This window comes from Sphingobium sp. Leaf26 (assembly GCF_001421665.1).
In the GTDB taxonomy this organism is placed as follows: domain Bacteria; phylum Pseudomonadota; class Alphaproteobacteria; order Sphingomonadales; family Sphingomonadaceae; genus Sphingobium.
Genome location: NZ_LMKV01000018.1, coordinates 1 through 15039 on the forward strand (window position 1 = coordinate 1; position 15039 = coordinate 15039).

Here is a 15039-nt window from a genome sequence, read left to right on the forward strand (position 1 = left end):
GCGAAGCCTGGAACAGGCTGGTCGATCAGCCATGGCGCATCATGACCATCGGACGCCGCAAATGGGCGCGTGGGTCGTGATCAATGCAGATTGGTATTACTCAACATAACGGGGCGGCAGCCGGTGTCTGGCGAGACGACCAAGATCGCGATGCGATACGATACCGCCAAAGTCACCGAGGGGAAGCCGGTCGCCGGCCCCGGCGAGGACGGGGCGGCGGCGTGAAGGTCTTCTGGTCCTGGCAGGCCGACCTGGACCCGCGGCTCCACCACTACCTCGTGCGCGACGCGCTCAAGGACGCCTGCGACCACATCGCGCAGGCCGACGACGTTGAGGAGGCCGATCGCCCCGAGGTCGACCATGACACGACCGGCGTCGTGGGCACGCCCGACATCGTCTCGACCATTCTGCGGAAGATCGAGGAAGCGGCCGTATTCGTCGCCGACGTGACGCCGGTCGGGCGAACCGTGCCTCCCGAGAACCAGCCCAACACCGCCCCCACGCGCATGCCGGCCGTCAAACACCTGCAGAACCCCAACGTCATGTCCGAACTCTGATACGCCGACCACGCGCTGGGACAGGACCGCATCGTGTTGGTCGCGAACCAGACCCGCTACCCCGGTCCAGAGGCGCTGCCCTTCGATTGGCGTCATCGGCGCGGGACCGTTCTCTACAACCTTCCCGACGGCGCGACAGGATCCGAGAGACAGGCCGCGAGGCGGCAACTCGCGACGGAGCTCGCGAATAGGATAGGTCCCGTGCTGTCCACGATCACGGCAACGCGGCCGATGCCGCTGTCGCTTCTGACCCGCGAGCCCGATGCAGCCGACCCGGCGGTCTGGGACGGAGCGACCGGCGGCATCACCTTCAATGAATCCGGGCTCTACGACGAGCGCAAGGCGGCCCGTCCCCGCAGGGCCGCGCCTCTACGTACGCATCGTGCCGGAGTACTGGACGCCGGCGAACCGCGCGACGCTTTCCGAGCGGATGTCGCGTCACGACGCGCGGCTCTGGATTAGGGGCGGTAGCGGCAGCTCGGGCGCGGGTGGCGAAGGCGCGGTCGCTGCGAACGGCATCCGGACGCAGGAGGACGGCAGCTACCTTGCCGGCGGCGTTACGCAATGGTTCGCCGACAATGGGGAGATATGGGCCGTCGACACAACCGCCTTCGGCAGCGACGAGAGGGGAGGCTATTTCGCCTATGCAGCGCCGTTCCCGCATCTGGCGCGCTTCCTCCGAAGCGCGATCAAGGCAATCCGGACGTTCGCGCCCGAAGGCGTCATTGAGGTGGAGTTCGGCGCGACAGGGCTCATGGACACCGGCTTCCCCGGCGAAGTCAGAAGCATGCGCACGCCCGCGCTATCCGACCGTGTGTCGGTCCGCGCTACCGCGACGACCTGGATGCCTGAGCGGCGCAACGAGTTGCTGCTTCGGTTCTGGAACGCGCTGCTGGACGCCTATGGGGTCAGGCCGGCCGCTTCGCTCGAAGACTTTGAGCGCGTCGCGGCGGTGCAGCTGTCGCGAAACGATGAGGAGGATTAGGGGATGTGCAACCTGATGGCCGTCCGCAAATTCGCCGCCGAGGTCGCTGCGCACTTCGGCATCGAGAAGCCTATCTAAAACAAGGCTGGACGAGGAGGTCTATCCCGGCACGCCCGACCGCTAGACCGGCCACCGGATGACCGACGGCTTGCGGGATTGCGCCAAACTTCCCTGAATGACCGACGTGAGGCGCGTTGCTGTCCGCAGGCGGAGGGTCGTGCGGGCGGCGGGTTCCGGCAGAAGCTGCCTTCAAACGCTTGGCATCGAACGGCGCATGTTGGTCGACTGCTCTGCCGATAAGGGTCGAACACGGCCGTCCACAACGGTTTAGTCGCTAGCCGCCATCTTGATCCACGGAGCCCGACGCATCATAGGCGCACTCATATTCGACGACATAATGCCCGACGGGGAGCACGCGACCGCGTTCTATCGGCCGAATGTGTACGTTGAAGTCAAACGTCGTGCCTGTGGCGCAGCGTACGTCAAGCGGAGGGCAGCCGGCTGGCGAGGCAGTCACGGTGGCTCGCACCTCCGGAACGCCCGCCATTGGGGGTTCCAGACGCCCGCTCCCGGTCATCATCATCACTTCCCGCAGCAATTCAATCTCGAGAGTACCCAGATTCTCGTCAGCCTCCGCTACTTGAGGCAAATGTTCGACTTCGACCGCAGGAGGCTGAATCCTACCGCGTCGTGCGCTTACTTCTCTAATTTCACGAGCAATGTCAGGCTTAAGGCTGGCTCCGGCGCGCTCGGCCGCAAAGTGAGCGAACCGCTCAGTCTGGTAGATTAGAACGGGCTGACCCGTTTGCTCATGAAACTCCTTCAGTAGCTCCCAACGGGGTCCAAGGATGCGCCCCGAGCCCTTTTCCCACCAATCCTCCTTGAGCTCGGACGTGACGAAAACGACCGGGACCTTCGCCGCTTTGGCGAACTCGATCGTTTCCAACCACATAAGAACGTCGCCGTAGCGCCGATCGCCTTCTTTGGTCGTCTCGTCCATGTAGCCGGGCGGCCGTTTGGCTTTATACCGAGCGACGCCCTCTCGGATCACGCCGTCCCGACGCTCGCCCTCAAAGCCGTCCCCAACGCGTCCCTCGAAAACGGTCAAAAGGCGGTCAAGGATCTGGTCCTCGCGGAAGTGATCTGGATGCACCAACCGTGCCGCTTCAATCTCCGCTGCAGCCTTTTCGAATGCGTCAGTAAAGCCTCCCTCGAGCCCATCGGCTACTTGTCTTGGCACCAAGCGAAGCTTGCGCAGCTCGGTCAAACCCTCTGTGACTGCCTTGCGGACACCATCAACCGCCCTCCTGGCATGATCAAAATCGAGGGCGGCTGACACGACTACCTTCCGCCGATTACTGAAGAACTCGCCTGCAGCTTGGCGGGAAACCCAGACGCGCTCTCCAAACAGCCCGATTGCGGAGAAAATGCTCTCGCGGGTTTCTGCATTATATCGGTAAAGATCGAGCAGCACGTTCGCATCGAGCGTGAGCACGCCCGTCGTCCAGACGTGGTCAAAATCGAGTGCTATTGCGCCAAGGTACCAAGCAAACTCATTTCTCATGCACCTGTTGTAGCAGCGTGCAGGAGGAAGAACACGCATTTCACGGCGCAGCGCCGTACGTATCTAGACCGTAACCTCCGACATTCACGCTACTAACTGCGCCCCTCGCAGCCGCCGTTCTACAGCCACAACTCAAAACATGCACTACCGTTTCGGTATGTTGAAGCGCCTAGACGTCCAGGTTGGGCCAGTCATCGTCGAATCTCGTGATAACCTCCCGACGAAGCACCTCTGTGCGCGTCCTAGCTTGCCGACGGTGTTGAGCGTGATGCTCTGCGACCGCATTTTTCGTCTTTATCGGTTGATCGGCTGCGAAGATCAGCGATGTTGCTCGCGAATCGGAACTGAGAATAGAGAAGGGAGGCGAGACCATGAGTGATGCGGATCGGCTCAAGCTATCACCCTATTACCTGAACACTCGCCGACTGTCCGAGCTCACCAAGGCGTCCATTCCGGTGGTCGCCCAGACCTCGCTCGTCATCAATAGCGGCGAGCGGGCGATCGCGATGCGCCAGGCCAGCGCGGTGGCGAACGCTATGCTGCAGGCGGGCAATCTTCCCAACCTCGCGCAAGTTTTCGCTAGCGAAGGTGCCGATGAGCACGTGCATGTCGCGACGCTGTGGGATGTGTTCACCTTCGGCGGCGCGACGGAAGCGCTCCGGCGCGAAGAGGACGGCAAACCGCCCAAGCCAGCAACAATGCGCGGCACGGTCGAACTTGGCGAGGTCCAGTATGCTCTGACCGGCACGCTCTCGAACGACCATATGTATTCGCAGTCGACGCCGACCATGCTCAGCGGAAATCGCCGGATGTTTATGGCAGGGCGGTTCGAAATCCGCGACAGGATACTGGAGGTCGAGCCCTACATCATCGGCGACCTAATCCGCGAGGTGAGCGGGTTGAAGCTCAACTGGACCATGGGGGTGCGCGTATATCCAGAGGGAATCGACAGCTTTTCGAAGATGGCGGGAGCACCCGCTTCCACGAAGGGCGAACTCGAACGATTGCTCGCGACGCCGGAGGATGATGTGAAGCACGCCGTGGCGGCGATCATCGGCGAGCCCTATGTGCCCAAGGATTGGGGCGGAGAGAAATCCGACCTGCAGACCGCCCAGGTGCGCCTCGACGGCGAGCCTATCTCCGCCGCTTTCATCTTCAAAGGCCCGTCGGTCAAGGGCGAGATGCATCCGGCGAACATGGGTAAGCGCGGCGACCAATTGATCCGTGCGTTCGATGAACCGGCCGACTTGATCCTGGTGCAGCACTGCAACAAGATCGCGAACTCAGTGGTGAGGATGGCCGAAGCGCTCGCTGCCAATCTGGCGCGGCCCCGCCGCTATTGTATGTTAGATGGCAACGACACTGTGCGCCTCCTGAAGGCCTATGGTATGTTTCCGCCATCAAAGGCGCCGAGGGGCAACTGAGCTGTGCGACGAATGTGATGCCGGTCTGGCAGACCTGCGCATTGGAGTTGGAGTGGACGAGCGGTCGGGTGACGGTTGGCAGGAGGGGCCTGTCGAACTCCGTCACATCGAGCTTGACGCTGATTGTGAGGTCGCCCTTCGCGCCTTAGAAGTCGTGGAAATTGACCTTCTCTTGAAGGACTGCCACTGGGCATCGATCGCGCCGGTGCGCAAGCGGCGCTCAAGGCAATTTGCGCGTCCATTCATCAGAAATTCCTATACTGGCGGTGGGGCGACGAGCGGCGGCGCTACCTGCGATATCCGGGATCGGGCACGCGTTCGACATCGTCGAACGGGAATGAGCCTCCCACGGCGTTTGCGTGGCCCAAGTAACGGTTTCGCCAAAAGCTGACGTTCACCTCAACGACGTTGAACGTCTCAAGTTGGTCGCGACCTGCCAAGAAAGCGGAAGGTCTGCACCTGGAGATTGGAATCCTGCAGCTGAATGGCGACAAAGGGTCGTTACTACCTTGCCTAATCCGGCTTCGCACTGATGAACGCCCGGACATCCCGCGTCACATCCGCAAAGGTCTTGCCATCGAGGTACAGCATATGGCCCGACGCATAATGGCGGCTGACGAGGTTGGGCCTGAGTTCTGACGGCAGGTAAAGATGTGCGAGATCAAACTCAGTCGCGAAGAAGGGCGTGGAAAGGTCGTAATAACCACTGAGCGACAGGACGCGCATCCGTGGCGCCTTGCGCATGGCAGCCCCCAGATCGATGGCGACATTTGCCATCGCATTCTGACGCGGGCCGCCCGGCGGCATATGGCTCCAGTCCCAGACCGGGAAGAGCGCTGGCGTGTTCACTACATAGTCGCCGTCCGGCGCACAGCCCAGGTCATGGGCGAGATAGGCGGAGAAATTGGCGATGATCGCACCTGATATCGCGTCGTCGGCCGGATCGCTCTCCGCCGTGTCGGCTGCATTATCTCCCTCACTGCCAATAAAACGCGTGTCGAACCCGCCCGTTACTGCACCGCGGTCCCGCAGCAATTCCTTCCGGAAGCGGTCGGGCGGCACATGCAGGTCGGCCTGGCGCAAATAGTCCGGGCTAAGGCCCGTTAGCGATGCCATTTGCGCAATCACAATTTCGCGCTCTTCCGCGCCGATATCCTGCCCCTTGGCCAACGCTGCCGCATAGGCGCCCTGCGCGAACCGGCGCGCATGGGCGACATGCGCATCCAGGCCCGTCCCCCGGGCCACCTTGCCATGATACCAGGCCGTGGCGGCATAGCTGGGCAGATAATTGATATCCATCCGGTCTAGGCCGGGCGCCCGCTGCGCGAAATTGAGGATGGAGGACATGAGAATCACGCCATCGACCGGCATGCCGCTGTCGATCAGCTTATAAGAGACCATAGCGGACCGGGTGGTGCCATAGGATTCGCCGAACAGATATTTGGGCGAGAGCCAGCGATTATTGATTTCGACATAGCGGCGGATCGCCTGCGTGAATGCGGCGGCATCCTGATCATTACCCCAATAAAGCTTGGAATCCTGGGGATCGAGCGCGCGCGAATAGCCCGTGCCTACAGCGTCAAGGAACACCATGTCCGTACTGTCGAGCAGGCTGTCGGGATTGGGCGCCAGGCGAGGCATGGCGCCACCCTGTTTCCCGACATCGACCGGCACCCGCACGGGCGCGAACGAGGCCATGTGCAGCCAGATGCTTGAAGAGCCCGGACCGCCATTGTAAAAGAAGGTGACGGGCCGCCTCTCTCCCGCTTTTGGCGCAACCGTATAGGCAACATAGAACAGGCTCGCCCCGGGTTTGCCTTGCTTGTCCTTGACCAACAAGGCGCCGGCGGTCGCACTATAGGGCAGCTTCGCCCCCGTTGCCGTGGTCAGGACGTGACCGGTAACCACGCGCTTTTCGGCGACAGCGTCAGAGGCTTGGGACTGCGCCGCCGGTTTGTCGGCGGCGTGCAGCGGGGTGATGATCAATGCCAAGGTGACCGCCGCGACGGAGAAGCTATACAGGGCGCGCATCAGCGGGTCGTCGCATCATAGAAGCGATCCAGGTCGACCTTCAGCTTTCGCGATGCGGCCTCATCCACATAGGTCATGTGGCCGGACTCATAATAAGAAAAGCTGATATTCTGGCGCAGATTGGGAGTCAGATAGAGGTGCGAGACGTCGAATTCCGCACCGGCGAACGGAGTCGCCAGATCATAGAGCCCGGCGATCACCATCACCTTGAGATTGGGATTGCGCTGCATCGCGCCGGCCAGATCGAGCGCAGTGTTGGGAACCGGGATGGGTTCGTCGATCCCCGGTGCCTTGTGATGATTGTCCCAGGCGGGCGCGATCACGCCATTGTAGAGTGGCCGATACTGAAGGTCCGGCTTGTAGCCGATGTCACGCGCCAGATGGTCCTGGAAGGTGGAGAGATGGGCGCTGTTGACGCCGGCGGTCGCGGCATCATTGGTCGCCGGATCATAGGAACCATCGCCACTGACATAGGAAGCCGGCGCGGTGAAGCGCGTATCGAACCGGCCGATAATCAATCCCTGATCGGCCATCAGCGCGCTGCGATATTGCTCCATGCCGACGCGCAGCTTGTTCTTCTTGAGGAAGTCGACCGACAGGCCGATATAGCCGCTGAGCGTGCGGGCCACGGCGCCCATCTCCTCGGCCGGCAACCGGTCGCCCTTGAGCAGGGCGGAGGCATAGGGGCCAAGGGCGAAGGCGCGGACCTCATCGAGATAAGCCATCAGATCGGTTGGGTGGGTCGCCGACTTGCCATGATACCAGGCCGTTGCCGCGAAGGAGGGCACCCGCCCGATATCCTCCAGATCAACGCCCGGCAGGCCGGTGCCGGAATTAAGGATGGTCGACATCAGCACGACGCCGTTGAAATCCATTCCCTGGTTCTGGAGCTTGTAGACGAGGCCCGCCGACCGGGTGGTGCCGTAGGATTCCCCGAACAGGTAACGCGGGCTATTCCAGCGATCATTTTTGGTGATGTAGCGGTTGATGGCGCGCGCAAAGGAATCGATGTCCGCGTCGACGCCCCAGAAAGCCTTGCCCTTGGTGTCGCCGATCGGCCGGGAGTAGCCGGTCCCGATCGCATCAATGAAGATGAGATCGGACTTGTCGAGCAGCGAATAGGGATTGTCCTGCACCACATAGGGCGCCGGCAGGGTCGCCTTGGGCGTCAGCGTCGGTGGGCGCTTTGGCCCAAAGCCGCCGACATTGAGCCAGAGGCTGGCCGATCCGGGACCACCATTGTTGAAGAAGGTGAGCGGCCGGGGCTTGCCCGCCACGTTTGAACCCTGCGCGGTGTAGGCGGTGTAGAAGATGCTGCCACGGGGCACGCCATCATCATCGGTGATGATCAGCGTCCCAGCGCTCGCCTTATAGGCGATGGTCTTGCCATTGATCACCATCTTGTGATCGCGGCTGGCCTGCTCCTCCCTTGGGCCGGCGCCCTCCTGCCCTTCAGCCGACGGCTCGTTGGCGTGCGCCACCGGTCCGTTGGCGACGAGCACCATCGCGGCGCCCAGCGCCAGCATCGAAACAAAAGCCTTCATCGTCCGGAGCCTCATTTGCGCAGGGTCAGCGTCGCGCCGATCGTGCGCGGACGGAACGTCACATATTGATAGGGCAGCGTGTAATTCTCGTAGGTCGTACAGGCTGCGCCCTCGCCGGTAGCGCACCCGGTCCGGCCGCCTTCATTACCCAGCACATCCTTGGAATTGAGCAGATTGTCGGCGAAGATCGAGAATTCCCATCCATCGCGGCGCAGGCCGATCCGTGCCGTCATATAGTCGGTGGCTTCCGACATATACGTATCGGGCGTGAAGCTGCCCGTCCCGGGACCAAAGCTGTTCTGGTAGCGGGAGGCATGCTGCCAGTCGGCACGTAGATAGGCGCCATAGCTACCGATATCGAAGCGATATTCACCCGCAATATTGAAGGCCCATTTGGGCACCGGCAGGCGATCTCCATCGCGGATATAGAGGGTGGACGACGGAGCCGGACCGACCACCGGCTGCGTATATTGGGCGTCGGTATAGGCGACCAAACCGCTCAGGGTGAAGCCATCGATCGGTTCCACCGATGCTTCGAGGTCAAAACCCTTGGACACGGCCTTGCCACCGTTAACGACATAGCCAAAGCCACAGGTTGGCAGACCATAGCTTGCCTGGATGTTGCTCCAGTCGATGTAGAAAGCGCTAGAATTGAGGCTGAGCTTGCGATCGCGAGAGCGCAGTTTGGCACCGACCTCATAGCTCCACAGCGAATCCGCCTTGTAGGTGCCCGGCGTAGAAGTGATGCCAAGGGCCGCAAGATCCGCCCCACAGCGCGATGCCGGTGGCGGCTGGTTGACGCCGCCCACGCGGAAGCCCTTCGCCGCCGTGGCATAAAGCATGTTGGCGCTGTTCAGCTGATATTGCAGGCCGAACTTGGGTGTGACCGGCGTTTCCTTAACCTTGCCGTCGGTCAGGCCGCCATTGGCGGTGGTCGGGGTCAGGAAGCCGGCAAAGGTTCCGGCCGTGACCTGATGATAGCTGAACTTCTCCCGGCTGACACGCGCGCCGCCGATCAGCTTGAGCTTATCGGTGATCGCGAAATTGGCTTCCCCGAAGACCGCCAACGACTCTTCCTTGAGGTCCTGGTCACGATGATAGGTGATATTGCCCGGTTCGACCGGCACGCCGAAAATGGCCTGCGCGGGCGCGCCGAATACGGCCTGCGTCAGATCGTCCAGATTGGCGACGATATGATAGTTGGAGTTGTTTTTGTAGGTGGCGAAGAAGCCGCCGACGACCCAGTTGAAACGGCTATTGCCATCATTGGCGAAACGAACTTCCTGGGTGAAGCCGGTACGTTTGTTTTCGTAGATCGGGGTCGAACGATAGCTTTCAATATCGGCAACGAAGGGAAAGCCGCCCTGGAAATTGCCCGGCTCAATATAGCTATAGTCGGACCGGCCATGGGTGCGATCGCTGATATAGCTGGAGACCGAGGTCAGCGTGGTGCTGCCTATGTCCAGCTCCGCCTTCAAAGATGGCAGGAAGATGCGCGAGGTGCGTGGTTGTCTGGCGACACAACGCGGTGTGGTCGCGGCATAATTGTCGCCGACATTGCAGTTGGCGCCCGTCTGATAATCGCCATAGACGGCAGCGGGGTACGTGAAGCCATTGAGCGTGGTTTCCGGCACGGTTTTCCATGCGGTATCGGCATCATGCTGCTCGCTCAGCGCATAATAGACCGATGGTGTAAGGCTTAAATTCTCGGTCGGCTTGAAGAGCAAAGCGCCGCGCAGAGCCCAGTCGTCCGAACTGTTCGTGTCCTTCGCCAGCGTGTCGCCCGTGAAGCGATCGACATGGTCGATATAGCCCGCCGTCCGGCGCTGCCACATGCTGACACGGATGCCGAGCCGATCTTCCACCAGCGGACCGCCCAGCGCGATGCCGAGGTCATGATTGACGCCGCCATCCTGCACGAAGCCAACCTCTGCCCGGGCATAGGCCGACACCTTGTCGAGGTTGGGCTCAGGCGTGATGAACCGGATCGTCCCGCCGAGCGACGAACCTCCATAGAGGGTGCCCTGCGGGCCGCGCAGCACTTCGACCCGTTCAAGGTCGAATAAGGCCGGGACCGGCGTTCCGCTGCCGGAAATGCCGATGGCATTGCGTTTCTGGAGCGGGGCATCATCGAGATAGACGCCAGTCGTCTGCGCACCGGTTGAAGAGGCCACGCCGCGGATCGAGATGCTGGGCACGCGGTCGGCCGTGGTCGACGTCTGCATCGAAAGCGCGGGAACCGTGCGGACGATGTCGGACACGCTGCGGATGCTGCGGCGATCGAGTTGCTCCTGCTGCATCGCCTGCATGCTGATCGGCACGCGGTTGAGGGTCGTTGCCGTCTTAGTCGCGGTCACGATGATTTCGCCACCTGTGCCTGGCTCCGCTTCGGCAGCCGGAGTGTCCGCCGCCTGAAAGGCGCGAGGGGCGGTCCAGCTGCTGGCGGCCCGTCCGGCTTGCAGCGTACGCAGCGCGACCGGCGTCGTGACCGCGCGGGCCCGCGGCTTCAGGGTGATGGCAGCCCCATTGTCCGCGACGATTTCGAGGTTGGCGTCTGCGATCAGGCGGCGCAGCGCCGCTCGGGTGTCGAAAACACCCATGATTGCCGGCGACCGGACACCGCCAAGCTGGTCGGCCGGCGCGATGATCTGGATGCCGCTCTGCCGCGCGAACATAGGCAGCGTCATGTTGATATTGCCGGCGGGCACATTGAACTTGCGGTCCTGCGCCTGCGCGCTGCTGGCCACGATCGCGGCGGCCAGGCTAGCACCGATTAGCAGGCTCTTCATCGTCATCGAACGGTTCATTGTCTGGCCCCCAGCCGCTCCCCGGACGCGGCGCATGGATCGGGCCTTCCAGACCGGTTTTTCGCATCCTCCCTGATCCCGTTCCCCCGGGTTTTGCCGCCTAGATGCACGAGCCCAATTTTTCCCCCAGTCCCAGATTGCATTTTTTTGACATGCGATCGGACGCTTCATTTTTTGGATGTGCGCATGGCGTGTCCGCGCGGTTCGCTCGTCATGAGGCTTGCCGAACATGACCGATATATCCGACGATCGCGCCTTCTGGCTGCAACGGCACATTCTGCCGCACGAGGGTAGCCTGCGCGCCTGGCTGAGCCGGCGCGTCCATATCGGCTTCGACATCGATGACGTCATCCAGGAAGCCTATTCCCGGCTCGTTATGCTCGAGACGGTGAGCCAGATCACCAATCCGCGAGCCTATCTTTTCCAGACAGCTCACTCGATCATCCTCCAGGATTTGCGGCGATCCCGGATCGTGCCGATCGGATCCATCCATGAGATCGGCGCGCTCGAACTGGAGGCTTCGGATCCCCTACCCGACCAGCTGGTCGATGAGCGGATGGAATTGGAGCAGGTGGCAGCTGCCATCGAAGCACTGCCCCATCGCTGCCGCGAGGTCTTCATGCTGCGCAAGGTGCAGGGCTTGTCACAGCGCGATGTGGCCGCGCGTCTGGGCCTGTCGGAAAGCACGGTTGAAAAGCATGTCGCCAACGGTATTGGCAAATTATTGGATTTCTTCGCGCATAGCGGAAAATGGAGCGCTCGTGCATCAAGGGCACGCAAACGAGACAGCCGGCCGCATGAAAAGAGAAAGTAGCGCAAGAATTGGCGATGCAGCGGCGCGATGGGCTGCGCGCATCGATCGCGCGCCACTGGAGCTGCAAGAGCAGGCGGAGCTTGACGCTTGGCTGGCGAGCGACACCCGCTGTCCGGGCGCATTCATGCGTGCCCGCGCTGCCTTGCTGCGCATGGATGCGGCACGGGCCCTCGGGCCGGATTTCGCGCCGCAAGCGCCACGCCTGAACTTCTCCCGCCGCAATGTCATTGCCGGATCAGGCGGTTTCCTTGCGGCCTCGCTCGGCGCCTTCCTTCTATGGCCCAGATCCCAAATCTATCGAACCGAAACGGGCGAAGTCCGGCTGATCCCGCTCGACGACGGATCGATCGCAACGCTCAATACACAGAGCGAGATGGAGGTCCTGTTTACCCGTGAGAAGCGGTTGGTGCGCCTGATCAGAGGCGAAGGCTATTTTGAAGTCGCCAAGGACAAGGCGCGACCTTTCATCGTCTCGGCAATGGACGCGGAAGTCCGCGCGGTCGGCACCGCATTTACCGTCCGAACCTTGCCCAGCCGTGCCGTGGATGTGCGCGTCCAGGAAGGGATCGTCGAGGTCGCCAAGCCTGCTCATGCCAACCAGGCCGTCCGCATGGCCGCAAATATGGAAGCAAGGATCGGAGATGACGCAGATCGCATTTCTCCCGTTGCTATCACCCCGGACAATGTCCAGCGCGACCTTCTATGGCGGGAGGGACGCCTCAGCTTCGAGAGTGAAACGCTCGCGAATGCCGTTGCGGAATTCAATCGCTATAATCGCACTGCGATCATCCTCGCGGATGAAGATATCGGCAAAAGGCATGTGACGGGCCTATTCTCGGCAACCGATCCACAGGGATTTGCTCAGGCGATCGCCCTGAGCATGGACCTTAGCGCTCGTTCAAACGAGAAACAGATCGTGATTGAGAGCCGCTGAACAGTCCGCCATCTAGCGTCTCCTCGGGCCCAGCCAGGTTGAGCTAGCTCGAAATTCAACTGTCGACCTCTCAGATCATGGCGAAACACGAGAAAGACCGTAATGATAGCGGACTGCCCGCCGCTGGGGAACGAAAAGAGGCGCCTGGAAGGCTGGAATGGGTGTAAGCGGTGTTTTCAGGTCAAGGCCATCCATGGCATGAGGTCGGCGACGCTGTTGGCGGGATGACCATTGGCCAGCCTGGAAAGCGTGTCGGTGAGCCATTGATGCGGATTGACGGCATTGAGCTTGCAGCATTCGATAAGGGTAGCGATCACAGCCCAGTTGTCGCCGCCCTCGTCAGAACCAGCGAACAGATCGTTTTTGCGATTCAGAGCAGGGGGCCTGATTGACCGTTCGACCGTGTTGCTGTCGAGATCGATGCGGCCATCGTCGATGAAACGTGAGAGGCCTTCCCAGCGGGTGAGCGCGTAGCGAATGGCTTCGCCCAGCTTGCTTTTGGCGCTGACCTGTCGGTTGCGGGCATCGAGATAGTGGTGGAGATCGTCGACGATGACACGGCTCTGGTCTGCCCCTGTGGCTCGGCGCTGCTCAGCCGATGTGCCCCGAACCTCGTCGTCAATGGCATAGAGTAAGGCGATGCGGCGCAGGACCTCGGTTGCGACCGGTGAACTCTCCGCCAGTTCGTAAAACTTGCGCCGGACATGTACCCAGCAGAAGGCCAGCTGCACCTGCTGCCGCCGCCGCGCGAGGGCGGCATAGCCACCATAGCCGTCGACCTGCAGGATACCCGCAAAGATGCCGAGATGAGCCTCTGGTCGTTCCGCTTTGCGGTCTGCAGCATAGACATAGGCGATCATTGGCGGGGCACCGCCGCCCCACGGCCGATCATCGCGGGCATAGGCCCATAGCTGACCCTGTCTTCGTTCGCCCGCGCCCCGGATCGAGTACCGGGGCGGTGGTCTCGTCAGCGAACAGCCGTTGGGCTTGCCGTAACTCTGCAAGAATGCGTTCCAGCAACGGGCGCAGATACCAGGCGGCCCGGCCGACCCAGTCTGCCAGCGTCGAGCGATCCAACTGGGTGCCTGCCGGGCGTAGATCTGGGCTTGTCGATAGAGAGGCAAATGGTCGGCATATTTAGCGACCCGCACCTGCGCGATCAGCGCTTCGGTCGGGATACCGCCTTCAACGATGCGCGCTGGTGCCGGCGCCTGTACGACCGCGCTCTCGCAGGAACGGCAGCCGTAGCGCGGGCGGCGTGTGACCAGGACGCGGAACGTGGTGGGGATGACATCGAGCCGCTCGGCCACATCTTCGCCGATCTGGTGGAGAGTGCCATCACAGCAGGGACAGGCTTTGTCGTCGATATCGATGACCTGCTCGATGCGTTCGAGATGCGCAGGAAGGGAGCCCCGGTTGGTCTTGCGCGGGCGATCGCTGCGTTGCCGTCCCACTGGCGCCTCACTGGCCGCTTCGGCATGCCCAAGGGCTGTCTCAATGTCTTCCAGGAAAAGCTGTAGCTGATCGGCATCAAGTTGCTCGGACCGGCGACCGAAAACATGGCGCTGAAAGGCCTCAATGATCGCCTTCAACCGCTCGACTTCGGCCTGGGCACCCTTCAGCGCACGATCTCACGGGCCTGTTCGAGGACAAGCGCGCGGAGCGCTTCAAGGTCTTCGGGGAGGTCCGCTTCCATGAGCATGGAGACAGTGAATCATCACTGCCCCCCGTCAACCGGCAATTTGTGGCGCGAGCGGGCGACGTCCGCCATGCACCCGGTGCCAGTCCAGGCCTTCCAAACGTGCACCAAGCTGTGCCGATGTCAGCCGCATCACGCCGTCCTGGATGCCCGGCCATTTAAAGCTACCGGACTCCAGCCTCTTGGCCATCAGGCACAGGCCGGTGCCGTCCCACCAGATCAGCTTTATCCGGTCCGCACGATATTTGTTGACGCCCACGATCACGTCCTCGCCGCGATCGACCCGCGCCTGCCGCGCCGCCGCCGCCGTTTCGATCATCGCCTTGGGCCAGCCCGCCGCCACGGCCTTCGCCATGCCGCCTTCGCTTTCCACCCGGTCGCTTCGCCCGAAACACGTAGATCACGCCGGAATAGGGATCGCCGCCATACTCGGCGCCGACCAGCGCAGCCAAGGCGTCCGGCCCCTTGCGGAAATCCACCGGGTGCGTTGCAACCATCACACGTGCACCGGTTCCGGGCCCGATCATCGACCACCGGCCTGCAGAGCCTGAATGACAGCGATAACCAGGTCAGTCCGAGCCGCCTGTCCGATCCGAACAACTGCGCCTCCATCTCGACCTCCACATTGCCATCGTGCGAAACCGGCGGTGATGTATCGCCTACTGCGGGCACGAACATCG

10 protein-coding genes and 2 pseudogenes are annotated in these 15039 nt (G+C 61.9%); 5 read left to right on the forward strand and 7 right to left on the reverse strand.

What is annotated here, in order from left to right:
• Positions 1–221 precede the first annotated feature (221 nt).
• Positions 222–557 carry a hypothetical protein gene (locus ASE85_RS13450; RefSeq protein ID WP_056689256.1) on the forward strand — a complete coding sequence of 112 codons (336 nt, stop codon included), beginning with the start codon at positions 222–224 and terminating at the stop codon, positions 555–557.
• A 313-nt stretch (positions 558–870) separates the two neighbouring features.
• Positions 871–1542: a hypothetical protein gene (locus tag ASE85_RS13460; RefSeq protein ID WP_156358338.1), complete on the forward strand. Its 672-nt coding sequence runs from the start codon at positions 871–873 to the stop codon at positions 1540–1542.
• A gap of 334 nt (positions 1543–1876) precedes the next feature.
• Here the strand turns inward: ASE85_RS13460 and ASE85_RS13465 are convergent, their stop codons facing one another.
• Positions 1877–3037, reverse strand: coding sequence for a PIN-like domain-containing protein (locus ASE85_RS13465; RefSeq protein WP_156358339.1), 1161 nt, complete (start codon positions 3035–3037; stop codon positions 1877–1879).
• 440 nt (positions 3038–3477) lie between these two features.
• On the opposite strand from ASE85_RS13465, the gene ASE85_RS13470 reads away from it, so the two are divergent.
• Positions 3478–4530 (forward strand): hypothetical protein, encoded by a 1053-nt coding sequence (locus ASE85_RS13470; protein WP_056689266.1) that lies wholly within the window; start codon positions 3478–3480, stop codon positions 4528–4530.
• 513 nt (positions 4531–5043) lie between these two features.
• On the opposite strand, the gene ASE85_RS13475 is transcribed toward ASE85_RS13470, so the two are convergent.
• Genes ASE85_RS13475 through ASE85_RS13485 form a run of 3 tightly spaced genes read right to left on the reverse strand, consistent with a single transcriptional unit; the run spans position 5044 to position 10912 of the window.
• Positions 5044–6561, reverse strand: a complete 1518-nt coding sequence (locus ASE85_RS13475; RefSeq protein WP_056689269.1) for a S10 family peptidase — start codon at positions 6559–6561, stop codon at positions 5044–5046.
• On the reverse strand, positions 6561–8105 hold the full coding sequence (locus ASE85_RS13480; RefSeq protein WP_235523532.1) for a S10 family peptidase: 1545 nt from the start codon (positions 8103–8105) through the stop codon (positions 6561–6563). The genes ASE85_RS13475 and ASE85_RS13480 overlap by 1 nt, the downstream gene beginning before the upstream one ends.
• A gap of 11 nt (positions 8106–8116) precedes the next feature.
• Entirely contained in the window at positions 8117–10912 is a 2796-nt protein-coding gene (locus ASE85_RS13485; protein WP_056689271.1) for a TonB-dependent receptor domain-containing protein, read from the reverse strand.
• A gap of 229 nt (positions 10913–11141) precedes the next feature.
• Here ASE85_RS13485 and ASE85_RS13490 point away from each other — a divergent pair, with 229 nt between their 5' ends.
• The gene (locus ASE85_RS13490; RefSeq protein WP_056689274.1) at positions 11142–11726 is read left to right on the forward strand and encodes an RNA polymerase sigma factor; all 585 of its coding nucleotides are present in this window, start codon (positions 11142–11144) and stop codon (positions 11724–11726) included.
• The gene (locus tag ASE85_RS13495; RefSeq protein ID WP_235523533.1) at positions 11710–12660 is read left to right on the forward strand and encodes a FecR family protein; all 951 of its coding nucleotides are present in this window, start codon (positions 11710–11712) and stop codon (positions 12658–12660) included. Before ASE85_RS13490 ends, ASE85_RS13495 begins: the two co-directional genes overlap by 17 nt.
• A 176-nt stretch (positions 12661–12836) precedes the next feature.
• Here ASE85_RS13495 and tnpC read toward each other — a convergent pair whose 3' ends face one another.
• From tnpC to ASE85_RS24420, 3 genes and pseudogenes are all read right to left on the reverse strand, one after another.
• Entirely contained in the window at positions 12837–14252 is a 1416-nt protein-coding gene (gene tnpC, locus ASE85_RS13500; protein ID WP_443018527.1) for an IS66 family transposase, read from the reverse strand.
• Between the two features lie 138 nt (positions 14253–14390).
• A pseudogene (gene tnpB, locus ASE85_RS23535) lies at positions 14391–14738 on the reverse strand (IS66 family insertion sequence element accessory protein TnpB); the annotation flags it as partial.
• A 58-nt stretch (positions 14739–14796) separates the two neighbouring features.
• A pseudogene (locus ASE85_RS24420) lies at positions 14797–14886 on the reverse strand (hypothetical protein); the annotation flags it as partial.
• Positions 14887–15039: the final 153 nt, after the last annotated feature.

Bases quoted from the DNA above. Each gene is read 5' to 3' on its own strand.
- ASE85_RS13480 (WP_235523532.1), bottom strand. From the start codon at position 8,105: ATGAAGGCTTTTGTTTCGATGCTGGCGCTGGGCGCCGCGATGGTGCTC.
- ASE85_RS13460 (WP_156358338.1), top strand. From the start codon at position 871: ATGAATCCGGGCTCTACGACGAGCGCAAGGCGGCCCGTCCCCGCAGGG.
- ASE85_RS13495 (WP_235523533.1), top strand. From the start codon at position 11,710: ATGAAAAGAGAAAGTAGCGCAAGAATTGGCGATGCAGCGGCGCGATGG.
- ASE85_RS13490 (WP_056689274.1), top strand. From the start codon at position 11,142: ATGACCGATATATCCGACGATCGCGCCTTCTGGCTGCAACGGCACATT.
- ASE85_RS13475 (WP_056689269.1), bottom strand. From the start codon at position 6,561: ATGCGCGCCCTGTATAGCTTCTCCGTCGCGGCGGTCACCTTGGCATTG.
- ASE85_RS13470 (WP_056689266.1), top strand. From the start codon at position 3,478: ATGAGTGATGCGGATCGGCTCAAGCTATCACCCTATTACCTGAACACT.
- ASE85_RS13485 (WP_056689271.1), bottom strand. From the start codon at position 10,912: ATGAACCGTTCGATGACGATGAAGAGCCTGCTAATCGGTGCTAGCCTG.